General features: G+C 66.2%; 22 protein-coding genes and 1 tRNA gene. 14 read left to right on the top strand and 9 right to left on the bottom strand.

All coding sequences use genetic code 11. The features are described from left to right. Positions 1-13: 13 nt before the first annotated feature. A complete protein-coding gene (locus R2676_RS22475; RefSeq protein ID WP_206272645.1) occupies positions 14-1,267 on the bottom strand; it encodes an MFS transporter in 1,254 nt (417 codons plus the stop codon). Between the two features lie 118 nt (positions 1,268-1,385). Between R2676_RS22475 and R2676_RS22470 the strand changes: the two genes are divergently transcribed. Continuing rightward, the gene (locus R2676_RS22470) at positions 1,386-2,102 is read left to right on the top strand and encodes a glutathione S-transferase (protein WP_027680437.1); all 717 of its coding nucleotides are present in this window, start codon (positions 1,386-1,388) and stop codon (positions 2,100-2,102) included. 41 nt (positions 2,103-2,143) lie between these two features. Here R2676_RS22470 and R2676_RS22465 read toward each other — a convergent pair whose 3' ends face one another. The 4 genes from R2676_RS22465 to R2676_RS22450 all read right to left on the bottom strand — a co-directional run bounded on the left by R2676_RS22465 (position 2,144) and on the right by R2676_RS22450 (position 3,812). Continuing rightward, a complete protein-coding gene (locus tag R2676_RS22465) occupies positions 2,144-2,533 on the bottom strand; it encodes a hypothetical protein (protein ID WP_206272512.1) in 390 nt (129 codons plus the stop codon). Positions 2,534-2,574: 41 nt separating this feature from the next. Then, positions 2,575-2,997, bottom strand: a complete 423-nt coding sequence (locus R2676_RS22460; protein ID WP_012436616.1) for a hypothetical protein — start codon at positions 2,995-2,997, stop codon at positions 2,575-2,577. A 335-nt stretch (positions 2,998-3,332) separates the two neighbouring features. Then, positions 3,333-3,560 carry a hypothetical protein gene (locus R2676_RS22455; RefSeq protein WP_206272513.1) on the bottom strand — a complete coding sequence of 76 codons (228 nt, stop codon included), beginning with the start codon at positions 3,558-3,560 and terminating at the stop codon, positions 3,333-3,335. A gap of 42 nt (positions 3,561-3,602) precedes the next feature. After that, positions 3,603-3,812, bottom strand: coding sequence for a hypothetical protein (locus R2676_RS22450; protein WP_206272514.1), 210 nt, complete (start codon positions 3,810-3,812; stop codon positions 3,603-3,605). A 273-nt stretch (positions 3,813-4,085) separates the two neighbouring features. Here R2676_RS22450 and R2676_RS22445 point away from each other — a divergent pair, with 273 nt between their 5' ends. After that, the gene (locus R2676_RS22445; protein ID WP_206272515.1) at positions 4,086-5,300 is read left to right on the top strand and encodes a hypothetical protein; all 1,215 of its coding nucleotides are present in this window, start codon (positions 4,086-4,088) and stop codon (positions 5,298-5,300) included. Positions 5,301-5,309: 9 nt separating this feature from the next. Here the strand turns inward: R2676_RS22445 and R2676_RS22440 are convergent, their stop codons facing one another. Beyond that, positions 5,310-6,458, bottom strand: coding sequence for a cation diffusion facilitator family transporter (locus R2676_RS22440; RefSeq protein ID WP_206272516.1), 1,149 nt, complete (start codon positions 6,456-6,458; stop codon positions 5,310-5,312). A gap of 238 nt (positions 6,459-6,696) precedes the next feature. On the opposite strand from R2676_RS22440, the gene R2676_RS22435 reads away from it, so the two are divergent. From R2676_RS22435 to R2676_RS22410, 6 genes are all read left to right on the top strand, one after another. Continuing rightward, positions 6,697-7,362, top strand: a complete 666-nt coding sequence (locus tag R2676_RS22435; RefSeq protein ID WP_206272517.1) for a response regulator — start codon at positions 6,697-6,699, stop codon at positions 7,360-7,362. A gap of 7 nt (positions 7,363-7,369) precedes the next feature. Then, positions 7,370-11,701, top strand: coding sequence for an ATP-binding protein (locus R2676_RS22430; protein WP_206272646.1), 4,332 nt, complete (start codon positions 7,370-7,372; stop codon positions 11,699-11,701). 145 nt (positions 11,702-11,846) lie between these two features. Next, the gene (locus tag R2676_RS22425) at positions 11,847-13,469 is read left to right on the top strand and encodes a flavin-containing monooxygenase (protein WP_206272518.1); all 1,623 of its coding nucleotides are present in this window, start codon (positions 11,847-11,849) and stop codon (positions 13,467-13,469) included. 28 nt (positions 13,470-13,497) lie between these two features. Continuing rightward, positions 13,498-14,388 carry an SDR family NAD(P)-dependent oxidoreductase gene (locus tag R2676_RS22420; RefSeq protein ID WP_206272519.1) on the top strand — a complete coding sequence of 297 codons (891 nt, stop codon included), beginning with the start codon at positions 13,498-13,500 and terminating at the stop codon, positions 14,386-14,388. A gap of 10 nt (positions 14,389-14,398) precedes the next feature. After that, positions 14,399-15,421: an alpha/beta fold hydrolase gene (locus tag R2676_RS22415; RefSeq protein WP_206272520.1), complete on the top strand. Its 1,023-nt coding sequence runs from the start codon at positions 14,399-14,401 to the stop codon at positions 15,419-15,421. Continuing rightward, a complete protein-coding gene (locus R2676_RS22410) occupies positions 15,418-16,314 on the top strand; it encodes a metal-dependent hydrolase (RefSeq protein WP_206272521.1) in 897 nt (298 codons plus the stop codon). Before R2676_RS22415 ends, R2676_RS22410 begins: the two co-directional genes overlap by 4 nt. Before the next feature lie 91 nt (positions 16,315-16,405). Here R2676_RS22410 and R2676_RS22405 read toward each other — a convergent pair whose 3' ends face one another. After that, on the bottom strand, positions 16,406-17,224 hold the full coding sequence (locus R2676_RS22405) for a MerR family transcriptional regulator (protein WP_206272522.1): 819 nt from the start codon (positions 17,222-17,224) through the stop codon (positions 16,406-16,408). Positions 17,225-17,598: 374 nt separating this feature from the next. Here R2676_RS22405 and R2676_RS22400 point away from each other — a divergent pair, with 374 nt between their 5' ends. Both R2676_RS22400 and R2676_RS22395 read left to right on the top strand, forming a co-directional pair. After that, positions 17,599-18,735: a hypothetical protein gene (locus tag R2676_RS22400; RefSeq protein ID WP_316857557.1), complete on the top strand. Its 1,137-nt coding sequence runs from the start codon at positions 17,599-17,601 to the stop codon at positions 18,733-18,735. Further along, positions 18,732-19,805: a DUF2993 domain-containing protein gene (locus R2676_RS22395; protein WP_206272523.1), complete on the top strand. Its 1,074-nt coding sequence runs from the start codon at positions 18,732-18,734 to the stop codon at positions 19,803-19,805. The genes R2676_RS22400 and R2676_RS22395 overlap by 4 nt, the downstream gene beginning before the upstream one ends. Before the next feature lie 16 nt (positions 19,806-19,821). Here the strand turns inward: R2676_RS22395 and R2676_RS22390 are convergent, their stop codons facing one another. Beyond that, a complete protein-coding gene (locus tag R2676_RS22390) occupies positions 19,822-20,235 on the bottom strand; it encodes a surface-adhesin E family protein (protein WP_027680425.1) in 414 nt (137 codons plus the stop codon). Between the two features lie 175 nt (positions 20,236-20,410). Next, positions 20,411-21,307: a c-type cytochrome gene (locus tag R2676_RS22385; RefSeq protein ID WP_206272524.1), complete on the bottom strand. Its 897-nt coding sequence runs from the start codon at positions 21,305-21,307 to the stop codon at positions 20,411-20,413. 381 nt (positions 21,308-21,688) lie between these two features. Between R2676_RS22385 and R2676_RS22380 the strand changes: the two genes are divergently transcribed. From R2676_RS22380 to kdpE, 4 genes are all read left to right on the top strand, one after another. Beyond that, positions 21,689-21,764, top strand: a tRNA-Arg gene (locus tag R2676_RS22380). Between the two features lie 163 nt (positions 21,765-21,927). After that, the gene (gene hisC / locus R2676_RS22375; protein WP_206272525.1) at positions 21,928-22,995 is read left to right on the top strand and encodes a histidinol-phosphate transaminase; all 1,068 of its coding nucleotides are present in this window, start codon (positions 21,928-21,930) and stop codon (positions 22,993-22,995) included. A 325-nt stretch (positions 22,996-23,320) separates the two neighbouring features. Beyond that, entirely contained in the window at positions 23,321-23,632 is a 312-nt protein-coding gene (locus R2676_RS22370) for a high-potential iron-sulfur protein (RefSeq protein WP_027680422.1), read from the top strand. A 71-nt stretch (positions 23,633-23,703) separates the two neighbouring features. After that, positions 23,704-24,408 carry a two-component system response regulator KdpE gene (kdpE, locus tag R2676_RS22365; protein WP_206272650.1) on the top strand — a complete coding sequence of 235 codons (705 nt, stop codon included), beginning with the start codon at positions 23,704-23,706 and terminating at the stop codon, positions 24,406-24,408. Positions 24,409-24,410: the final 2 nt, after the last annotated feature.

The raw sequence follows: 24,410 nt of genomic DNA, 5'->3' as shown, positions 1-24,410 counted from the left end.
GGGGCGCACAACCTCAGCGCTTGGCGCCCGGCGGCATGGGAGCCCGCCGCCAGAGCCAAGCCGCCGTGCCCAGCGCACAGGCCATGCAGCCCATTACCAACGCCACCACGCCAGGCCAGCCCCACGGCGCATAGAGCTTGCCGCCTGTCGTGCCGATCAGGCTGGAGCCCAGGTAATACGCCAGCAAATACAGCGCCGCGGCCTGCCCCTTGGCACGCTGGGCGCGGCGCCCGACCCAGCCGCTGGCCACCGCGTGCGCACCAAAGAAACCGAAGGTCAGCAGCGCGATGCCGCCAATCACCAGCACCAGCGGGCCCGCCAACGTCATCAGCACGCCCGTCGACATCAGCGCTGTGCCCGCCAGCAGCATGCGGCCCCGGCCATGGCGATCCGCCAATCGGCCGAACCATGCAGAGGCGCCAATGCCCAGCAGATACACCATGAAGATGCCGCCCACCGCCGTCTGGCTGAGGGCGTAGGGCGCGTCGAGCAGGTGGAAGCTCGCGTAGTTGTAAATGGTGACGAAGCCGCCCATCAGCAGAAAGCCCATGGCGAACAGCGCGCGCAGGCCCGGCTCGCGCAGATGGGCACCCAGCGTGTCGAACAGGTCGCCCAGCGCCACGCCCTTGCGCGGCACAAACCGGCGTGACGGCGGCAGCAGCCACAGAAAGGCCAGCGCCGCGAGCAAACCCAGCATGCCGGTAAAGCCGATGGCGGCGCGCCAACCGAAATGGTCGGCCACGGCGCCGGTCAGCACGCGCCCCGCCATGCCGCCGAATGCGGTGCCGCCAACGTACAGGCCCATCGCCATGCCCAGCCCCTGCGGGTGTACCTCTTCGGCCAGATACGCCATGGCCACCGCCGGCACGCCGCCCAGCACCACACCCAGCAAGGCCCGCGTGGCCAGCAACCCGTGCCAGCCCGGCAGCACCGCCGCCGCCAATGTGAGCGCCGACGAGAGCACAAGCGACACACCCATCAGCGTCTTGCGATGGATCGACTCCGACAGCAGCCCCGCAAACAGGATCGCAAAGGCCAGCAGCAGCGTCGATGCGGACAGCACCAGGCTCGTCTGCGCGGGCGTGAGGCCAAAGTCGTGCGCCAGCAGCGGCATGAGCGGCTGCACGCAATACAGCAGCGAGAACGTCGAAAAACCCGCCGCAAACAGCGCCAGATTGGCGCGCAGATAACCGGGATGGCCACGGACCAGCCAGCGCGACGGATCAGCGGGTTCGACGGCGGGCGAAGGAGAAAGCGGAGCGTTCACGGCGGGCGGTTGGAACAGGCGCAGAGGCAAGCGCCTATTATCGTTCGCAGGCATCGTTCCTGCTGCGATGCGGCATCCGCCTTGCTTCGCAGCCATCACCTTGTTCCCCCGCCCGACCATGGAAACCACGCTCTATTACTGGCCCGAAATCCAGGGCCGCGGCGAATTCGTCCGGCTCGCGCTGGAGCAGGCCGCCGTGCCCTATACCGATCTCGGCCGCGAAGATGAAGCCGCCATCGAAGCGTTTCTGGACGATGCCGGCATTCCGACGCCGCCGTTCGCGCCGCCATTCCTGGTGGCCGGCCAGCTGGTGATCGCGCAGACGGCCAACATCCTGCTTTATCTGGGCCAGCACTACGGCCTGGCCCCGCACGACGAAGCCGGCGGCCTGTGGACGCACGGCCTGCAACTGACGATTGCCGATTTCGTGGTGGAGATTCATGACACGCACCACCCCATCGCGTCGTGCGAGTACTACGAAGACCAGCGCGCCGAGGCCAAGCGCCGCACGCAGGATTTTCTCGACAATCGCGCGCCCAAGTTCCTGCACTACTTCGAGCGCGTGCTCGACCGCAACCCCGCCGGCCCCACATGGGCGGTGCGCGATGCGCTGACGTATGTGGATTTGTCGCTGTTCCAGATCGTGGCCGGGCTGCGCTACGCGTTCCCACGCCACATGCAGCGCTACGAACGCGACTTGCCGCATCTGGCGGCGCTGCATGACCGCGTGGCGGCGCAGCCGAACATCGCGGCGTATCTGGAATCGCCGCGTCGCATTCCGTTCAACACGATGGGCATCTTCCGCCACTATCCGGAACTCGACGCGCTGAAATGACGAAACCCGGCGCAGGGCCGGGTTCGCGGTGGATGCGTGGTTCAGGCTGCCAGCGGCGTAGCGAGCAATCGGCGCCGGATGTCTTCCAGCGCCGCCGGCCAGCTTTCGATGGCCGCCAGATCGTGGATGTCCTGCAGATCGATCAGCAGATCCACCACCTGATCGTCGTCGACATTCACGCCGGAGCTGCGCAGCGCACGCGCGAGCGCATCCTCGCCCGGCACGCGCAGCAGGCTCACGCCCAGGCGCTCGATGGCGCTGCAATAGAACGCATCGTCGATCAGGATGCCGACCCCGCAGCGGCGGTTGTCGAGGCCGCGGTAGCGCGGCTCGCCGTCGGCGTCTTCGGAGCGGCATTGCTGTGCGAGCAGGTGCGTGCGCACGCGTTCAAAAATGTCCTCGATGGCGAGGAACGTCCCCTTCCCTTTCATGGCGTCACCTTCTTTAGGGTGATCTGTGACCGGCCGGTCGGTCAGAATGTATCGACGAGAGCGCCGCTCAGGCCGAATTGGCGTGCGATCGACTGCAGGCGTTCCTTCCACTCCCACGTGCCGAACACGTCATGCGCGTTCTGCAGCTTGGAGAGCAGCTCCACGGTGTCGCGGTCGTCCACGTCGATGCGCGCGCGCTTGAGCGCACGGCGCAACGCGATGACGCCAGCATCCATGTAGCGCGGAATCTCGTTGGTGGGCTTGAGGATGTAGCGCACCGGCACGCTTTCCATCGACGTCGTGTAGTCGCGCACGCCGATCAGGTTGCCGATGGGGCAGCAGCGTCCGCCCTGGCCGTGGTACGCAGCGCCGCCGCGCGGCAGGATGGCCGCGCCGCCCTGACCGAACAGATGACGGACTGCGCCGTCGTAGATTTCTTGCTTGCTGAGATATTGCGTCTTCATGTTGTTTCCCCTGACCCCAGATTGCAGGCGTCGCCGATTCGATTTACTTCCGACTTCCGGCTTGACGTTGCGTCCGACGTCGCACATCTGCCATCCGTGCGATCTATCTTGGTTCAGGATGCACCAGAACCATGGGCCGAAAAAGGACCGGAATGTAAGTCATTTTTACCGTTTGCTTTTTGGCAACGGATTGCCCGCAAAGGTGCGCCAGTCAACGCTTTACAGGTGCTTCAGGCACCACGCGCGCGCACCGTTTTTACAACCCCTGATGCGCGTTCGCAACAGCGTGTGCGCAAGGCTGCGCGCAGGTGGCGCATGCGTCGTAGGCGCGGCGCCTACATCCCGATGATCCGGTCCGCATGGCCGAGACAGAAGCCACGTCGGTCATGGTGCCCACAGGTGGGCATCACCTCGTAGCCGGCAGCGCGCAGCAACACCGCCCGCGCGGCGACTTCCACCGGAGGCAGGTGCTGCCCCGAGTCTTCATCGCGCACCAGGCGGCCCAGGAGGCCAAACGGCTGGCGCAGCAGATGGTCCAGATCCAGCGAACCGCAGTACCGCATCACATCACCTTCTTGAAAACAGCGGCGGCACCTGGCACGCCGTTACATCGATTCGTCTGCCAGCTCACGACACGCAACCAGCGTCTGGCGCATCTGCGCATAAGCGGCACGCTGTGCCCAGATCGCGTCGGTCAGGGCCGCAATCAGCGCGTCGCGCGGCAGGCTTTGCGGTGCCACGCCGAACTGCGCCTCCACGGTACGTAGAGCCTCCGTCACTTCGCTTCGCCATCGGGCGTCGAGTCGCTGGGTCATGTTGTTCTCGTCGGGTCGGTTCTGGCGCGGTGGGCGGCGGGCTTGTGCCCACTCTGGCCGCGCTGGGAAGGGATTGGCGGAATGGGTTCCGCTCTTGCTTGTGAAGAACGGCACACGGAACTGAAACTTGATTGCCGCGGCGGGGGGTAAACCGGTTGCCCCGGATGGGGTGCCACCCGCCGCGACTCCGCCAAACGGCTTCCCCCATTCGCGCAGCAACTTCAGCGGGTGCCTGTGGCCCAATTCGGTTCTGAAACCGCCCCCTAGCTAACGATGAAGATGGAACGTCACGTGTCTCGACTGTCTTTGCTGCGCCGTACCGTGCTGGCCCTCGCGTGCGCGCTGGCCCTGCCCGCCGTCGCCACCGCCGGCGCGCCCGACCCGCGTCAATACATGCACGGCATCGGCGCGGTGCCCGGCGCAACGGCCAACACCTTCAACGTGTTCTTCAGTAGCTCGGGTCTGCCTCCGCGCGGCGCCGATCGCACCGGAAGCTGGCCGCACGATGTCTATGTCGCGCAGTGGCATGCCGACACGGGCGTGCTCGATGCCCCGCGCGTCTTCATCCAGAAGCCCGAAGCGCAGGAGCCCGTGACGGTGGCCCGCAACCGCGCGGGCCAGGTGATGGTGTCGTTTGAAGACGGCTGGAATGCGCCGGAAAACGTGAACCAGCGCTTCGGCATCTACGACGCCGCGCTGCGGCCCATCAAACCGTATCCGCAACAGGTGGAATCCGGTGGGCACTCCGGCCATATCACGGCCGTGGGCGACCGCTTCGTGGTGTTCTATTCCGACGGCTGGGTCACCGGCGGCGGCGTCGACAACCTCGGCAGCGGCAACGGCGTCTACCTGAAGGTCTACGACGGGCGCGGACGCCGCCTGCACAACGTCGATGTTGCCGATGGCCGGCGCGAATGGTGGCCCATGGTGGCAGGCGGCAGCACCAACGCGCTGCTGGCCTGGCAGCAGTTCGTGCCGGGCCAGACCGAAGCCAATCTGAAGATCGCCGTCTTTGACCCCGTCAGCGGACGCGTGACGGGCGAGCAGCTGCTGCACAAGCATCTGCAGTACTACACCTACAACGTCACGTGGATGCCGGCGATTGAGCGGTATCTGCTGGTGGGCGTGGCCAAAGGCAACGGCTTTGCCGATTTGATCGACACCACGGGCAAGGTGCGCGCGTCCATTACCTGCATGCCGGCAACGGTGCGCGAAGCGGGCATCACCGTGAACCAGAACACCGCCTATACGCCCGCCGCCGATGGCCGCCTGCTGCAACTGCAGGCGGGGCCGGATTCGCTCACGCTATCGGCCACGCTGCTGAATACCGACGGCAAGCGCGTGCAATGGCGCCCGGTGGGCAGCACCGGTTTGCTGCGCACGTCGGGCGCAATCGACTGGATGTCGCTGACGGAAAAGGGGCTGGAGCAACTGCACTTCGACCCCGCAAAAACGCAGCCCGCCAATGCGGTCGATCAATGCCGCTAGTGCGAAAGCTCAAGCGTCGGTAACAAGCACGCGCAGGCGCACGAGACCATCCCACCGCGCGTGGACGGCATCGGCAATGCGGCCGAGTTCGCCAGCCAGCGCGGGCGGCAAGATCAAGTCGACCTCCACCGCCCCGTCGACGTAATGCAGCACGCAGTGGCGCGCGTCGAGCGGCGTGCCGGGCGGCAGCAGCTGTGCCAGCACGGCGTGCAGCGCGTCGCGGTCGGGCAGCGGCACGGGATCGGTTGCGATGCGTTCGCGCGGGTCGACGTGAATCTGCACATCAAGCACGGCCATGGCCGTATGCGCCGTCAGCGCGTTGGTGCGAGCCCGCACGGCAATCGCATGGCCCTCGCTCACGGAAACGCGCGGATCCACCTCGATATGCGCGTCCACCAATGCCTGGTCTCCGGTCACGCGCGTGCGCAGGTCGTGCACGTTGATCACGCCCGGCGTGGCTTCGAGGCTGGCGCGAATGGCCTCAACCTGCGCGGGCGGCAAAGCGCGGTCCATCAGGTCATTGAGCGCTTCCCAGCCGAAACGCACGCCCACACGGCCGATCATCAGCCCGACGACGCAGGCGGCCAGCGGGTCGAGCCAGTGATAGCCCATCAGGTTGCCCGCCACGCCGACGGCCGCCACCAGCGACGACACCGCATCGGAACGCGCATGCCACGCATTCGCAATCAGCATGCGTGAGTTGATGCGCTTGGCGACGGCGAGCATGTAGCGGAAAAGCCCCTCCTTGGCGCCCAGCGCGATCAGCGCCACCACCAGCGCCAGCCCATGCACCGGCGCCGGCCCCTGCGGCGAGCGCAGGCTCTCCACCGCGGCCCAGATCATGCCGGCGCCCGCCCCGACCAGCAGCAGGCCGAGCCCCAGCGACGCGGCGTTCTCGTAGCGCGCGTGGCCGTACTGGTGGTCTTCATCCGGCCCCTTGTGGCTGTTGCGGTTGGCAATGAAGACGATGCCGTCGGCGATCAAATCCGACAGCGTATGCAGCCCGTCGGCCACCAGGCCCTGCGAATGCGACCAGAGCCCCGCCGCGATCTGCCCTGCCGAGAGCAGGCAATTGACGCCCGCGCTCACCAGCGTGGAGCGTTCGGCGCTCTGCTGGCGCGCGGCCGCAGAAAGGGTTGTCGGCGATGTAGGCGTCATGGAAATCGGAGTGCTGAGGCGGGGAAAGACATCGCGAGCATTGTGCCACGCAGTGACGCGCCGATTCGGTTCGAACCGATGGCCACGATCACAACGCGCTGCGACAAATTTGCACCAGAAGAGCGCAGATCGGGGCGCATTAATAAGACTTTTCCGATGTTCTCCGTTTTCCGCATCGGCGATTCTCAGCAATGCGGCAAACACGTTGCCGCACGTTACACGCTGGAGACACGTCGACATGCAAGCCCCCATTCAACTCGTCATTGCAGATGATCACCCCGGCGTGGTGGCCGCCGTGCGGCATCTCGTCTCGTCGGTCGACGGGTTCGAGGTGGTCGGTCAGGCTGGCGACGCCGATGAGTTACTCGCCTTGCTGGGCCGCGTGCGCTGCGATCTCGCCATCACCGACTACGCCATGCCCAGCAGCCGCTATGGCGACGGCATCTTTCTGCTCGAATTCCTCGCGCGCCGCCACCCCGATCTGCGCGTGATGGTGCTCACCATGCTGGAGACCCGCGTCCTGGTGAGCAACATCCTGCGCGCGGGTATCAAAGTCATCGTCAGCAAAGCCGACGAGCCGCAACACATCCTCGAAGGCATGCTGGCGGCGGTGAACGATCGCATCTACCTTTCGCCGCAACTCGATGCCAAGCTGATCCGCCGCACGCTCGAACCGCTTCCCACCGACGACCCGATCAACAAGCTCGGCAAGCGCGAGTTGGAAGTGCTGCGCATGTATGTGACCGGCAAGACGGTCAGCGAGATTGCCGAGCAGCTCAACCGCAGCGTCAAGACCATCAGCGCACAGAAGCAGACCGCCATGCGCAAGCTGCAACTCGGCACCGAGGCGGCGCTGTTCGACTTTGCCGTGCGCCACGGGCTGCTTGGCAGCGGCGAGGCCTGACGCCATGATGGCCAGGGTCACGCTTTCGGCGGCCGCACGTCTGCGCATCGGTATCGGTGCCGGGCTGCTTGCCTGCGTGGCCGCCCTGGCCTGGCTGGGCGATTCGCGTGATGCCGATGCAGAAGACGCGGCGCGCTCGGTTCAGCGGCTCACGCAGTTTCCGCCCAAGGTGACAGTGGGCGTCATCAGCGACGCCATGGCACCGCTGGAAGGCGTGGAAGCCGACCGGCTCAGCGGCTTCTCCGGCGATCTGCTGATGCATCTGATTCCGCAGGATCAGGTACGCGTCATCCCGCACGTCTTTGCGCGACGTGACGACCTGCTCAAGGCAGCTTGCCGGGGCGATGTCGACATCATCATGAGCGTGGCGCCCCGCTCGCAATACGATCACTGCCTGCTCTATTCCGCGCCGTACCTCGAGCGCCCCACCGCGGTGGTCGCGCGTAACGACAACACGCAGGTGGCGCAGAATCCGTTTGCCCCCGGCGCGCGCATCGCTGTCGAGCAAGGCTCTTCGCTCGAAGAAGAGTTGTCGGCGCAATATCCGAGCATCCGCCTCATCAGTACGCCCACGGCGGCCGACGCCCTCGATGCCGTGCTGCACGACGCGGCCGACGCTTACGTAGGGGTGACCTACCCGACGCGGGAGTTGATGTCGCAGCCGCGTTACCGGCGCCTGTCGATCGTGCAGTTGGTGAATCAGCAGGTCGACGCCCTGCACTTTGCCGCGCCGCACGACCAGGCGATGCTGATTCGCTATCTGGACCGCCATCTCGCGCAGTTGCCCGACGCCACCATGAGCGAGCTGCGCGCGCGGTGGATCACGCAAGGCGGCGCGTCTTCCGTCGGGCTGCAATTGTCGGGCGATGAGCGCGCCATGCTGGCCTCGCTCCCGCCACTGCGCTACGCCGCCGATCCCGACTACATGCCGTACACCTTCAACGGCTCGGGCGGCGGGATTCTCGGCATCTTCCCCGAATACCAGAACTTCCTCTCTCGCACGCTCGGCCTGCGCTTCGAGCGTGTGACCGTGCGCGACTGGGCCGACGCACTGGCCAAGGCGCGCAACGGCGAGATCGACATCCTGCTCGGCATGTCCGACCAGGATTCCCAGCCGCCCGGCTTCACGCTCACGCAACCGATCGACGCCACACCGATGGTGATCGTCGGGCGCAGCGACGCGCTCACGGTGGCAGCGCTGCCCGAACTCTCCGGCAAGACGGTCGCGCTGCCGACGAGCGACACGCTCACCACGCGGCTGCACGAAAACGTCCCGAAGATCCGCATCCTGCCCGCCCGATCCGTCAACGATGCGTTGTCCATGGTGGGTGCGGGCGAGGCCGATTTCACCATCATCAACCTGCCGGTGGCCGACGCGCTGATCCGCCATCATTTTCCGGGCGAGTTGAAGGTCACGGGTTCGGCCAACACGACCGAGAGCATCGGCGTGGGCGTGTCGGCCCGATACGCTGCGCTGGTTCCGCTCATCAACCGCGCGCTGTTCGCCATGCCCGAAGGCGAGCAGGTCAGCATCCGCAACAAGTGGCTGTCGGTCAGCTACCAGCTCGGCCCGTCGGCATCGGCCGTGCTCGGCAAGTTTGGGCCGGTGGCGGCGCTGGTACTGGCGGCACTCGTGGCGCTCTTCATCAAGCAGATGCAGCTGCGCCGCGAAAATCATCAGCGCCGCTGCGCCGAAGAAACGCTCGCACGGCAACTGAGCTTCCAGCGCGCGCTGATGGAAGCCGTGCCGTTTCCGCTCGTCGCCAAAGACGCCGGCCATCGCTACGTTGCGGTGAATGCGGCGTTCTGCAGCATGTTCGGCCGGACACGCGCATCCTTGCTCGGCCGCACGGCGCAGGAACTCGGGCTGTCTTCGGTTAGCGAGGTGTCGCCTTTGTCCGAGATCAACCAGCGCGCCGTGCAGACCAGCGAAAGCACGCGCGAAGAACTCGTCATCGACACGCCGGATGGCCAATCGCGCAACGTGCTGTACTGGATCGAGCCGTTCCACCTGCCGGATGGACAACCCGCCGGGACCGTCGCCTCGCTGGTCGACATCAGCGAGATCCGCGAAGCGCAGGCGCGTGCCGAACGCCTGGAGCAGCGCCTGCGGGAGGTAACCGAGTCGCTGCCGGCGCTGGTCTACCAGTTCGAACTGCTACCTGGTCAGGCGCGAGGGCGCATCACCTACGTGGCCGGCAAGGCGTACGAAACGCTGGGCGCGCAGCCTCAAGATCTGCTGGAATACCTGTCTACGCCCGCACTGCTGATCCACGAAGACGACCGGCAACGCATGCTCGACACGGTGCTCGTCTCAGCGCAGCAGCTGACACCGTTCGACCAGCAATTCCGCCATATCTGCGAAGACGGTACGGTGCGCTGGCTGCACGCACGTTCGATTCCGCACCGCGAGCCCGACGGGCGCACGGTCTGGAACGGCTACCTGAGCGACGTCACCACGGAGCGCGAGCAGGCCGACGCGCTGGAGGCCGCCAAGAACGCAGCGGAATCGGCGCTGCACGCGAAGGACCGCTTCCTGGCCATGATGAGCCACGAAATCCGCACGCCCATGAACGGTGTGCTGGGCCTGGTCGAACTGCTGCAGCAGACGAAGCTCGAAGGCGAGCAGAAGCAGATGGTCTCGCTGGTGCAGGATTCGGGGCGCGCGCTGCTGCATATCCTCGATGACATCCTCGATTACGCAAAGGTCGAGGCCGGGCGGCTGGACATCTCGCCGGCAGCCACGGACCTGCGCGCGGTCTTTGACGGCACGGTCGGCTTGCTGGCGAGCCGCGCACACGAAAAATCGCTGGCAGTGCATGTGACGGTGGCCGCCGACGTGCCGGCCAGCGTCTCGGTCGACAGCATTCGTCTACGCCAGATCCTGTTCAACCTGCTCTCGAACGCCATCAAGTTCACCGACACCGGAAGCGTGCGCCTTTCAGCGGAATGCGCGCGCGTCACCGACGACACGGCGCATCTCGTCATCTCCGTCACGGATACGGGCATCGGGATTTCGCCGGCGGTGCAGGCCACGCTGTTCGCTCCGTTCGTGCAGGCCGAGCGCTCGACCACGCGGCGCTACGGCGGCACCGGCCTGGGGCTGGCGATCTCTCGTCAGCTCGCCGGCCTGATGGGCGGCGAACTCGTCATGGAAAGCGCCCCGGGACACGGCACGGCCGTCACGCTGCGGCTGGCCGTGCCCGTGCTGGAGGCGCGGTATGCGTTGCCGCAGCTGGCGGGGCACAGCGTTGCCATCGACGTGGAAGATGCGGCCGTACGGCACAACCTTACGCAGTTGGCGCTCGCCGCCGGGCTGCAGCCCGCAGCCGCTGCCGACGCCGACATTCTCCTCTCCGCGGCGGCGCAGGCGCAGGGTCGCGCGGTCCGTATCACCTCCGATGCCGGCTACGACGAACCGGGCAACGCGCTGAGCGTCAATCCGCTGAACTGGCACGCATTCGTGCGGGCGTGCGAGCACGCGCTGCGGCGAGCCGGGCATGCGCACGTGGCGAGCGTGGCGGCCCACACACCGCCGGCCGCCGCGCCTGCAGAAGCGCCCGGTGCACATATCCTCGTGGCGGAAGACCATCCGATCAACCGCGAACTGATCGCCAAGCAACTCCGCCTGCTGGGCTATCGCGTAACGCTGGCGGAAGACGGCGTGGTCGCGCTCGAACGTCTACACGAACACCGTTTCGACGCGTTGCTCACCGATTGCCACATGCCGCGCATGGACGGCTTCGATCTGGCCCGGCATATCCGCCACGAAGAGGGCGACGGCCCTCGCCTGCCGATCATCGCCATCACCGCAACGACGCTGGCCGAGGAGCACGCACGCTGCCGCGCCGTCGGCATGGACGCCAGCCTGCTGAAACCGACGACGCTCGCGACGCTGCAGGAGGCGCTGTCTGCGCTGTGGAGTACCGACGCCCCCGCAGGCGCCGGCGCTGCCGAGGAGGCGCCGCCCGCCCTCTCGCTCGACGACCTGCACGCCGCCCTGGGAACGGACCCCGCCGCGGTCGGTTTGGCGCAGGTCTTCCTTTCGTCGCTGGCCGATGACGCCCAGCGGCTCCAGCCGCTGCTGGATGCAATGGACCTTGCAGCACTGCGCCGGTGGGCCCATCGCACCGGTGGCGCCCTCGCGCTGTTGCACAACCCGGGCGTGGACGCCGTGGCAGAAGCCTTCCGCCATGCCTTGGAGGACGGCAGTGCGAACGCCATCCGCGCAGCCGGGGCGCGCACGATGAGGCTTCTGACGCACATCAACGGATTGCTAAGCGCCTTCGGATCCGGCGCCGCCGACGTTGTGCACCGCACGCAAGTGACGGATTCATAAGGGAAAACCGTTTCAAGCGGTGCATGCACCGCTTTTAGATGAACGGTTCCAATCGGCCGATTGACTCGGTCTAGGCAGCCTCCTACGATGACATCGACCAATGTCACATTAAGAGGCGCCCAAGTGGTGCCCACGGAGACACCACGTGAACGCACGGACCGACTTCCCGCGCGCCGACGCCTTTGCATCGGCCCCGCACAGCCCTGACGCCCCGCCCCTGATCGATGCCGCCATCATCGGGACGGGCTTTGCCGGCCTGGGCATGGCGATCCAGCTCAAGCAGCACGGCATCGACAACTTCCTCGTCTTCGAAAAGGCGGGCTCCGTCGGGGGCACGTGGCGCGACAACCATTACCCCGGCTGCGCGTGCGATGTGCAATCGCACCTGTATTCGTTTTCGTTCGCGCCCAATCCGGCCTGGTCGCGCATGTATTCGCCGCAACCGGAAATCCGCGCGTATCTGGAGCGCTGCACCGATGAGTTTGGCGTGCGCCCGCATGTGCGCTTCCATCACGAGCTGGCGCGCGCGGCGTTCGACGACGCTGCAGGCGTGTGGAACCTGGAAATGGCCGACGGCCGCCGCTACCGTGCACGCACGCTGATCTCCGGCATGGGCGGCCTGAGCCGTCCGGCCTGGCCGAACATTCCCGGCATCGAAACCTTCCAGGGCAAGGCCTTCCACTCGCAGCTCTGGGAACACGATTACGACCTGCGCGGCAAGCGCGTCGCCGTGATCGGCACCGGCGCGTCGGCCATCCAGTTCGTGCCGCAGATTGCGCCGAAGGTCGGCCGGCTCGACCTGTATCAGCGCACGCCGCCGTGGATCCTGCCCAAGCCCGACCGCAAGGTCTCGCGCGCCGAGCATTGGCTGTTCCGCCACCTGCCGTTCACGCAAAAGCTGATGCGCACCGGCATCTACTGGATGCTGGAGTCGCGCGTGCTGGGCTTTGTGATCCACCCGAAGCTGATGAAGGCGGTGGAACGCATGGCGCGCGGCCACATCAAGCGCCGCATTGCCGACCCCGTGCTGCGCGAGAAGGTCACGCCGAACTACACCATCGGCTGCAAGCGCATCCTGATTTCGAACGACTATTACCCGGCCCTCACGCGCGACAACGTCGACGTCATCACCTCGGGCATCGCACGCGTCGAGCCCAACGCCATCGTCACCACCGACGGCACGCGGCGCGAAGTCGATTGCCTGATCTTCGGCACGGGCTTTCACGCAACAGACCCGTTCCCGCGCGGTGTGCTGCTCGGCAGCCAGGGCGTGGACATTGTCGACATGTGGGACAAGCACGGCGCCGAGGCCTACCTGGGCACTACCGTGTCCGGCTTCCCGAATTTCTTCATGGTGGTGGGCCCGAACACGGGGCTCGGCCACTCGTCGATGGTGTTCATGATCGAGTCGCAGGTGGCGTACATCGTCGACGCGCTCAAGTCGATGCGTGCGCACAACGTGGCCGCCATCGACGTACGCCCGGACGTGCAGCGCCGCTTCAACGACGGCATCCAGAAGCGGCTGTCGAATGCGATCTGGTCTGCGGGCGGCTGCGTGAGCTGGTACCTCGATCCGAAGACCGGCAAGAACACGACGCTGTGGCCGGGATTTACGTGGCAGTTCCGCCGCGCGACCGCGCATTTCCGGCTGGCCGATTACCGCACGCGCCCGATGACCGTACCGAAGGGTGTGCCGCTCCGCGTACCCGCCCGCACGGTGCCGGCCGCCCAAAACACCCCCAACGAAGAAGCGCTCGACCGCGTCTGACGCGCGTCAGCCCCACGGAGACCACGCCATGAAGTCATTCAACAACCAGGTTGCCGCCATCACGGGCGCCGCGTCGGGCATGGGCCGCTCGCTTGCGCTGCGGCTGGCGCGCGAAGGCTGCCACCTCGCCTTGGCCGATCGCAACGAAGCGGCGCTCGCGCAGACGCTGCAACTGGTGCGCGCGCATGAAGGCGACCGCATCCGCGTGACCACGCATGCCGTCGACGTGGCCGACCGCGGCGCGGTGTACCGCTGGGCCGAAGAAGCGGCCGCTGCGCACGGCAAGGTCAACCTGATCTTCAACAACGCGGGCGTGGCGCTGTCCAGCACGATCGAAGGCATGGAAGACGACGAGCTGGCCTGGATCATGAACATCAACTTCTGGGGCGTCGTGCACGGCACCAAGGCGTTCCTGCCGCTGCTCAAAGCAACCGGCAACGGCCACATCATCAATACGTCGAGCATCTTCGGCATCTTCGCGCAGCCCGGCATGGGCGCCTACAACGCCAGCAAGTACGCCGTGCGCGGCTACACCGAGGCACTGCGGCAAGAACTGGATCTGATGAACTGCGGCGTGTCGGCCACGTGCGTCCATCCGGGCGGCATCAAGACCAACATTGCCAAGTCGAGCCGCGTCTCGCCGAGCATGCACGGCTTCCTGGTGCGCGACGAACAGCAGGGCAAGGCCGAGTTCGAGAAATTCTTCATCACCTCGGCAGACAAGGCCGCGGAGGTGATCCTGGACGGCGTGCGCAAGAACAAGCGCCGCGTGCTGATCGGCCCCGACGCCCACGCTGCCGATGTGATGGCCCGCTTGCTGCCGGCCGCATACCAGGCGCTGGTCGTGCGCGAAGCCCGCCGCTCGCGCAAGAAGGCCCTGCGCGACGATACGGCGCCGGCCACCGCCCGCGCAAAGTAGGAGGCCGCCGATGAACACGGCCACCACCGGAGAATTGTTCGCCAGCCCCCCGCGCGCGAACCTGCTCAACGTTGCACGCGCCATGCTGCGCCCCGGCCGCATCGGCCTGCGCAGCATCGGCCGCGATGTGCTGATCGCACGCTACGCCAAGCCGCAATCGCGCTACCTGCCGTTGATGGGCACGCGCGTGCATTACACCGACGAAGGCGCTGCCAACGCCGAAGGCACGCTGCTGCTGATCCACGGTTTTGGCGCGTCGCTGCATACGTGGGACGGCGTGCTGCCGCAGCTCACGCGGCGCTACCGCGTGATCCGGCTCGACCTGCCGCCGTTCGGCATCACCGGCCCGTTGCGCGATGCACAGGGCCGCCCGCGCACGATGGAGCTGCCGCTGTACCGCGACTTCATCGACGCGTTTGTCGACACGCTCGGCCTGTCGAAACTCACGCTGATCGGCAATTCGCTGGGCGGCATGGTGTCGTGGGATTTTGCCGTGCGGCACCCGGGCCGCGTCGAGAAGCTCGTGCTGATCGACTCCGCCGGCTTCCCGATGAAGCTGCCGATCTACATCGATCTGTTCAATCACATTGGCGTGCGGATGACGTCGCCGTGGATGCTGCCTGAGGGGATCATCCGCGCCGCCACGCGTGATGTGTATGGCGACCCGTCGCGCGTGTCCGAACCCACGCTGCGCCGCTACGCCGATTTCTTCTATGCCGACGGCGCACGACAGGCCATCGGCAAGATGGTGCCGAAGTTCCGCTTTGACGATGTCGATACCAGCGGGCTGGCCTCGATCCGAGTGCCCACGCTCATTCTCTGGGGCCAGCGCGACCGGTGGATCCCGCCCGCGCATGCCGGCGAATTCGCCCGCCGCATTCCCGGCGCCACGCTGCGCATGTACCCGGCGCTCGGCCATATCCCGATGGAGGAAGACCCCGTACGCGTGGGGACCGACCTCTGTGCATTCCTCGATCAGGGGCGCGCATCGACGCGCCTTTCAGAAACCACATTCCAGGAGAACCGCCCATGATGCCAGTCCGTCGCGACGTGCATCCTCACCTGCCGGCTGATCGCATCAGCAACTGGCACGAGCGAGGCCCGCACGTGACCCACTTCCTGAACGCGCTGTCGATCTTCTTCCCGACCGGTGAGCGCTTCTTCATGGACAGCGTGCGCAACTACCGCCATCTGGTGACCGATCCCGAACTCAAGCAGGCCGTGGCCGGTTTCATCGGGCAGGAAGCCATGCACACACGCGAACACGTGCTGTACAACGACCTGCTCGATCGCGCCGGTCTGCCTGCCACACGCATCGACCGGTTTATTGGCAAGTTCCTGAACGTGCTGCGGAAATACACGCCCAAGTCGCACCAGTTGGCCGTGACCGTGGCGCTCGAGCACTACACCGCCATGCTGGCCGGTCAGGTGCTTTCACATGAAGATGGCTTGGGCCGCAATTCGGAACCCGGCTATCGCCAGGTCTGGCTGTGGCACGCCATGGAAGAGACCGAGCACAAGGCCGTCAGCTACGACGTATGGAACCTGGCCATCAAGCCGGGCGTGGGCCGCTACCTGACGCGCACGCTGACGATGTTGGTGACGACCGTTACCTTCTGGGCGATGGTGTTCTACGTGCACTTGCGGCTGATCTTTGCGGATCGCACCGTCAAGCATAAATTCCTCGGCCTCGGTAAGGCGTTCCATTTCCTGTGGATTCACCCGGCGCCGCTGCGCAAGATCATCCCGGAGTTTTTCGACTTCTTCCGGCCCTCATTCCACCCGTGGGATGAAGACAACCGTGACGCACTTGAACGCCTGCCCAAGCTGATCTCGGAAATCGAAGCGTATGCGGCAGCGAACGGCGAAGCGCCGTCGCCGTCGATCCGCCGCAAGCTGTCGGCGGCGGGTGCCGCCGGATCTTGAGCAGGCATTCAAAACGCCTGCAGCACCCGTCGTATCGGGATCAAACTAGAAATAGATAAGGCGCGCCCCACGCATGGGCGCGCCGGAGACACTAGCCTTTGTCCGGCCCGGGCGCGCTGCCCGGCGGTTCATGCATGTGCTCGATGACCTGCGCCACGCGGTCGCCCAGGTATTTGTTGGCGGCCGTCTCAAGCGCGCGCATCAGCTCGGCTTCGACCGCCACCAGCGCCAGCGGACGGATGCGCCAGATCACGTCGACCAGACGCGGCACGTCTTCGACCGGCGGCAGATCGCTGCCGTACTTGTCGAGTTCGCGCACGACCATGGAGACGAGATCGTCGGCCACCGCCTGCGTATGCGGCCGGGCACGCTCGATGATGTCGAGCACTTCGATGAGCGGGAAACCGGCCTTCGCCATCTGCGCGCCGGCCAGCAGCGCTTTCGGGCTGCGCGCCAGATAGCCGAGGCCATCGGGTTCCAGCAGGCCCAGCGAGATGGCCCGTGCCAGCGCCTGACGCGACATGGCGCGGCCAAACAGCTTGGCAAGCGCAAGGAGCGAGTAATGCTTGGGCGACTCGTCCGACCACGGGCTGGCGATGGCCGATTCGAGCCCGAGGATGGAGCGCAGGTCGTGGCCTTCGACGATGGCCTTGAGCAGCTCCTGGATGTTGGAGAGCGTGTAGCCGCGCCCGAGCAGGTGGTTGATGAGCTTGAGCCGCCCCAGATGCGCCTGCGTGTAGATGCCCACGCGGCCGCGCCGCTCGGGCGGATCGATCAGGCCGCGGTCCTGATACGAGCGAACGTTGCGGACAGTGGTTTCAGCCGCGCGCGCGAGTTCGTCGATGGTGAATTCGCGGGCGGGCAGAGTGGCAGGCGGACCGGCGTCGCCGGTTGGTTTGCGGGCAGGCATGCAAAAAATTCTACACGAGCGCGGCGACAGACCGCGTCGGTGACCGGAACGTTTCCGGTGCGTTTCTCACGACGAGGAGACCGTCGATGTGGGACTTGATGATGCGTTGGCTGCGCGGCTGGCAGTCTGTGAACGCTGTTCGGTTATCCCCTGTTTCGTCCCCTGCCGGGGCCGACTTACTTTCTTTGTCTTGCCAAAGAAAGGTAAGCAAAGAAAGGCGCGCCCGAGATGGCGACTTCCCCTTGGATTTTCGTCACGGCGAGGGAGGAGAGGCAAACTCGCTGCGCTCAAACAGCCTCCCCTCTTTTTCCTCCCCGCGACAAAAATCCAAGGCGCCATCTAGGGCCGGGTACGGCCAAAACATCGGTGCGCGGGTGCCGGCTCCATGGCTTCGGGCTGCGGGGACATTGGCGGCGGCACTGCTGCTGCAGAGTTGCGCCACCGCGGGCGACGGGCACGGCGCCATCGAAGCCGACAAAGCCAAGCAGCTGGAAGATGCACGCGCGCAGGCGCGAGCGCCATTCCAGTCGGGCAATCTCGCCACGCGCGAGGTGCGGCCCGCCACGCTGCGCGATTCGGGCCAGCCCGACGCGATCTCGTATCTGCGTCATGTCGATTTTCGTTTCGACGGCGGCGTGGGCTTTCTGGTCGATCAGCTGGCGCTGCGCATGGTGCCGCGTGCACCGGGCGACCCGGTGTGGCTCGACGATGTGTCGTCGTACACGCTGCAGCCGGTGAGCGGTTCGGTGCGCGTCACAGCCGAGAGCATGGCCGCGCTGTTCAACACCGTCGTGTTTGCGCGCGGGCCGGGCCAAGATCCGCCGCTGCGCGGCTTCAGCTTCGCGCTCGACGACGGCACGCTCGACATGCGTGCCGAGATGCGCCGGCGCGGCGCGTGGGTGCCGATCGAGCTGCGCGGCCCGCTGGTGCTGCGCGATCCGCAAACCATCGTGTTCCGCCCCAACGTGGTCAAGGTACGCGGGCAGGACGCCGGCGCGCTGATGGGCGCGGCGCATATCGAACTGGCCGATCTGCTGCCGGTATCGACGCCCGCCGTGCAATTGGCCGGCAGCGAAATCGTCATGCAGGTGCCCAAGCTGTTTCCGCCGCCCGCGCTGGATTTAAAGCTCTCGGCCATCCGCGTCACGCGCGACGGGCTGCTCATGCAGATCGGCGACGGCAATCCGCAGATGCCGCCGCTGGCTAACGCCGCCGACGCGCAGCGCCCGTACATCCTCTTTCGCGGTGGCGACATCCGCTTCATGCGCTCGATGCCGATGAACGCGCGCATCGATATCATCGTGGCCGACCCGGCCAAGCCTTTCGTCTTCAACCTGTACCGCTATCGCGATCAGCTCGTGGCGGGGTCGCTGCGCTTCTCGCCGGATGGCGGCATTCGCGTGCTGATGCCGTCGTTCGACAGGCTGGCCGCTGCCAAGGCCGCCAAGGCAACTGCGGTTGCCAAGACGAGCAAGCCTGCCCTGCAACTCGCCAAGAGGACCGCGCCATGATCGCCCCCGCCTTCGCTTTCGCTGCTGTGATGTTGCGCCTGGCGTTGGTGACGCTCGGCCTGACCGGCCTTCTGGCCAGTGCGCTCGCACGCGCCGCGGAGCCGCCAATGGCCAACGCCCAACGCAAGGAGTTGACCACGGTGCGCCAGCAATGGACACAGCGCTGCGACCCGTCCTCGGGCGCGCCCAACGCCAGCGGCCCGGCCGCCGCGCGCGATTCCGGTACCGCACCGCCCGTCGTGCAGATGCGCGATGTGGATTTCCGCATCACCGGCGACATCGGTTTCCACGTGCATCAACTGACCGCGCAGCTCGTGGCGCACAAGCCGGGGCAGCCCGTCGACATGGACGACCCGGGCCAGTTCGACATCCGCATCCTTGGCGGCGAAGTGACGGTGCCCAAGGAGTCGCTCGACGCGCTGTTCAACCGGTATCTGCTCGACTATTCGCCGCGCTCGCTCAACGCGTTGTCGCTCACACCCGGCGACGGCGTGCTCGACGTGTCGGGCGGGCTCAAGCTGCGCAATCATTTTCCCGGCGTGTGGCTGCCGTTCGGCATGCGCGGCACGTTGGCGCTCAAGGAATCGCGTTACCTTGTCTACACGCCCACCGAGGCACGCGTGATGGGCATCCAGACGCTGGCGCTGCTCAAGGGGATGGGCCTGGAGCTGTCGCAGCTTGCGCCGCTCAACCGCCCCGGCGCCAGGCTCGACGGCAACGACATGGTGCTGGACCAATACACGGTGTTTCCGCCGCCGCGCCTGATCGGTCAGATGAAGACGGCGCGTGTCACGCCCGACGGGCTGGTGCTCGGCTTCGGCCCCGCGCCCGCCATGTGCGCGCCTGCGCCAACCGACGCCGCCAGCCGCATCTGGATCCAGTCCGGCGACCTGAAGATGTACAACGTGCTGGTGGCCAACAGCCGCATTCTCGTGACCGATACGTCAACGCGTGGGCCGCTGCGCTTCGATCTGTACCACTACCGCGAGGCCGCCGCGCGCGGCACCACGCGCATGGACGCGGACGGCACGCTGCGCGTCGACCTCGCGCCGGCGGCGGCCGTCCAGTGACGCCATCGTCAGCGCACTACTTTTGGCAGACGGCGCGCAGGATCGCCTCGCCCTCTGAGCGCGGCACGACGGCTTCCCAGCGGGGGCCGTCGATGGTCTTGGTGAGCACCGTGCCGTGCTGGCTATCCTGGATCAGCGCACTGACCGGCAGAATGCGCCCCGCCTTGCAGTCGTAGACGGACGTGCGCGTATCGTACTGATACGCCTTGCCGTCTGAGAGCTTGCGCGGCGCGTCATAGGCGTCGCGCGTCGTGGCGCGCACGGTGCCATCCGCGTTGCGCTCGATGGAGTCCTTGTCCAGATAGAGCGAGCCGCTGTTGTTGGCCAGCGGGGCCAGCTTGACCCAGTTGTCGGCCGCCATGGCCATCGAGCTGCCCATTGCCAGCGCAGCAGCCACCCAGTAGATCAGCGTCGTTCGTTCCGTTCGCATCACAACCTCCGTTTGCCTCATTGCACAGACGTATGTGCGGCGTGGCAGCACCACTGCATCGTTCTCCGCACATCAAAACTCGACGTAGCAAACGGCATGCCCCGGGGTGCGCCGCTGCCCCGGCAGACAACAAAAAAGCCCGCACAGGGCGGGCTTCTTCGGGATGGGGGGCGGCTTACTTGGCAGCGGCGGCCATGTAGTCGACGGCGGCTTTCACGTCGTCGTCGGAGCCGGCATACGTACCCTTGGGCGGCATTGCGCCCTTGCCGTGCAGCGCGATGTCGTACATCTTGGCCTTGCCTTCGGCAATGCGCGGCGCCCAGGCAGCCTTGTCGCCAAACTTCGGCGCGCCGGCCACACCGGCAGCGTGGCACATCTGGCACGTCGAATCGTAGACCTTCTTGCCAACCTCACCTGCAGCTGCTTGCGGTGCGGCCGCTACGGCGGGCGCGGCCGGTGCCGCCGCAGCAGGTGCCGCCGCAGCAGCGGCCGGAGCCTGTGCAGCCGCCGGGGCCGATGCTTCCGGTGCAGCCGCCTGAGCCGGTGCTGCGCCCGCGCCGGCCGGGGCGGCCGGTTCCTGCAGCTTGCCGCCCGCGGAGTTGGCCATGTAGACGATGGCGCGCTCAATTTCATAGTCGCTCACATCATCCGGCGACGTGCCGCCGCGTGCGGGCATGCCACCCTTGCCGGCCAGCGCCACCTTCGTCAGGCCATCCAGGCCCTGCGACAGGCGCGGGCCCCAGCTGGCCGCATCGCCAAACTTGGGCGCGCCAGCCACGCCTGCTGCGTGGCAAGTCGCGCAGACTTCCTTATAGAGCTGCTCGCCGGTCTTGTAGACGCGGGGTGCGTTGGGATCTTTCAGTTCGAGTTGCGCAACGGGCTTGATGCGATCGTTGACGGCCTCTTCCGACATGCCGGAGCCGCCCGCGCCTTCCTTGGCGCCCAGGCCAACGTAATTGGCCAGCAGGATGATGATGAGGATGGGAACGGCAAAGGCGGCGATCACCGCGATGATCAGCTGCTTGGGGGTCTTGATCAGAGGCTCGTGTTCGTCGTGTTGCGCGTCGCTCATGCTCAACTCTCAGGATGGTGGAACCGCTCTTGGAGCCCTCGGAGCGCCGCCGGCAAGGTCACGAGCATCGCCGGCAGAGCATGGGGGCCGCATTGGATCGCGATGAGGGCAGGAAGACCATGGCGATTGAGTCGCCGCGTCGGCCCAGACAGACCTGTCCCCGTCTTTCTTCTGGCAAATAACGCGCGATTATATCCGCAATGCCTGGGCCTTTGACACGCGGGACAGCCCTAGGCGCCGCTTTTCGACCTGCGTCAAAAACCCAACGAAACGTTGCAGCAGCACGCCCCGTACCGGGCCGTTCACGGGCGCCCGATGGACGCTTGCGCCCAAATGCGCTATCCTGCGGGGCTTCTCTTTCGGTGCGTTCTGTGCCGATATGCGCCCGTAGCTCAATGGATAGAGTACTGCCCTCCGAAGGCAGGGGTTGCTGGTTCGATCCCAGCCGGGCGCGCCACACATCGAAGATCCACCCAAACCTGCACGGCTTTCCCTGCCAGAACCGCGCTTCTGCCGCGACGTGGCGGTTTGCCTGTTTTCGAACCATTTCTGGTGCCTGCCATTTCGATTGCTCGATCGCGCAGCGGGCACGCTGACAATCCCCCATCAGGAGTCGAACCGTGAGCCGTTACTGGAGCGATATCGTTCAGCAGCTGGTGCCTTACGTCCCAGGCGAGCAGCCGGCCATCGCGCGGCCCATCAAGCTGAATACGAACGAAAATCCGTACCCGCCGTCGCCGCGTGTGGTGGCAGCAATCTCTGCCGAGCTGGGAGCGTCAGGCGACAGCCTGCGCCGCTATCCCGATCCGCTGTCGCGACGGCTGCGCGAGACCGTCGCCGCGCAGGTCGGCCTCAAGCCCGAGCAGGTCTTTGCGGGCAACGGGTCGGACGAAGTGTTGGCGCACGTCTTCCACGCGCTGCTCAAGCACGACAAGCCGCTGCGCTTTCCCGACATTTCGTACAGCTTCTACCCGACCTACGCGCGGCTGTACGGCGTGCAGTGCGAAGTGGTGCCGCTGGCGGACGACTTCTCCATCCGCGCCGATGACTATCTTGGCGACGCGGGCGGCGTGCTGTTCCCGAACCCGAACGCGCCGACCGGCCACGCGCTGCCGCTGGCAGAGATCGAACGGATCGTCGCTGCGAATCCGTCGTCGGTGGTCGTGGTGGATGAGGCCTATGTCGATTTCGGGGCCGAGTCTGCCATTGCGCTCATCGACCGCTATCCGAATCTGCTCGTGGTGCACACGACGTCGAAGTCGCGCTCGCTGGCCGGCATGCGCGTGGGCTTTGCGTTTGGGCACGCGGCGCTCATCGAAGCGCTCAACCGCGTGAAGGACAGTTTCAATTCGTATCCGCTGGACCGCCTCGCGCAGGCCGCGGCGCAAGCGGCTTACGAAGACGATGCGTACTTCCGCGCCACGTGCGCACGCGTGATGGCGAGTCGCACGCGGCTGACGCAATCGCTGCAGTCGCTCGGGTTCGAGGTCGTGCCGTCGATGGCGAACTTCGTCTTCGCGCGGCATCCGGCGCACGATGCAGCCACGCTGGCGGCGCGTCTGAAAGAGCAGGCCATCTTCGTGCGCCATTTCAAGCTTGCACGCATCGACCAGCATCTGCGCATCACCGTGGGCACCGACGATGAATGCGACGCATTCTTAAATGCGCTGCGTGGGCTGCTGAAATAAGTACGGGGGCGTCTGCGGCAAATTGCCACCGGGGTCCGCCCGTCGTTCGGTGGACAGCGCCCCGCGCTGATTGCTGCAGGCCTCGACCACACGGTGCGTGCGCGTCAGGGCGCGATGTGGATGGAGGGCCGCGAAAGTCAGCGATTACTGCGCGCAGGTATGGGGAACATTGACCGTACGCAGATGCCGGCGGCCAATTGCTGTGCCAGAATGCACGAGCGGGTAAACGGCGCGCCGACGCCGTCCGCTGTCCCCTAGGGCGAGCCTGAGCACTGCGCGGGCGGCACGGGACGCCACACAACACACTCCCACAAAAGGAATCAGCATGTCCAATCGTCGTCAATTCCTGAAGAGCATCCCCATCGTGGCCGCCGCGGGCGCCGTCATGTCGATGTCGGACCTGGCACTGGCTGCACCGATGGTGGCGGAAAGCGACCCGCAAGCCAAGGCGCTGGGCTACGTGGCTGACACCACCAAGGCCGACAAGGCGAAGTTCCCGAAGCACACGCCGGATCAGCACTGCGGCAACTGCGCCCTGTACCAAGGCGGTGCGGCTGCGCAAGGCGGTTGCCCGCTGTTCGCCGGCAAGGACGTCGCCAACAAGGGCTGGTGCAGCGCCTGGGCCAAAAAGGCCTGAGCGAAACGGTATCGCACCCATGAAAAAACGGACTCTGCGGGGTCCGTTTTTTCATGGGCACTCGCTCTACAATGCGTGCCATGCCGTTCACATTCACACCCACCGTCCTCGTCATCGACGACGAACCGCACATCCGACGCTTCGTGCGCGCCGCACTGGAGGAGGAAGGCTGCGAAGTCCATGAAGCCGACCGCGTCGAGCGCGGCCTGATCGAAGCCGGCACACGCCAGCCGGACGCGGTGATCCTCGATCTGGGCCTGCCCGATGGCGATGGCATGCAGCTGATTCGCGAGCTGCGCACCTGGACGGAAGTGCCGGTGCTCGTGCTTTCGGCGCGCGTGGATGAGCGCGACAAGATCGACGCGCTCGATGCGGGCGCGGACGATTACCTGACCAAACCCTTCGGCGTGGGCGAGCTGGTTGCGCGCCTGCGCGTGCTGCTGCGGCGACATGCCAAGCGCGGCGAAGACGGCGGCAGCGTCATCCGCTTCGGCGAGGTGGAAGTGGACCTGGCACGCCGCCTGGTCAGCCGCAACGGCGAAGCGGTGCATCTCACACCGATCGAATACCGGCTGCTGGCGGTGCTGCTCGGCCGACGCGGCACCGTGATGACGCACCGCGAGCTGCTGCGCGAAGTCTGGGGGCCCGCGCATTCCGACAGCAGCCACTATCTGCGCATCTACATGGGCCATCTGCGCCACAAGCTGGAGCGCGACCCCGCGCGCCCCGAACACCTGCTGACCGAAGTCGGCGTCGGGTACCGCTTCACGGCATAAGC

Origin of the sequence: Ralstonia flatus, from assembly GCF_958439105.1 — a bacterium.
GTDB classification, from domain to species: domain Bacteria; phylum Pseudomonadota; class Gammaproteobacteria; order Burkholderiales; family Burkholderiaceae; genus Ralstonia; species Ralstonia flatus.
The sequence above is the reverse complement of the archived record's forward strand: the minus strand, read 5'-3'. Positions and strand labels throughout refer to the sequence as shown.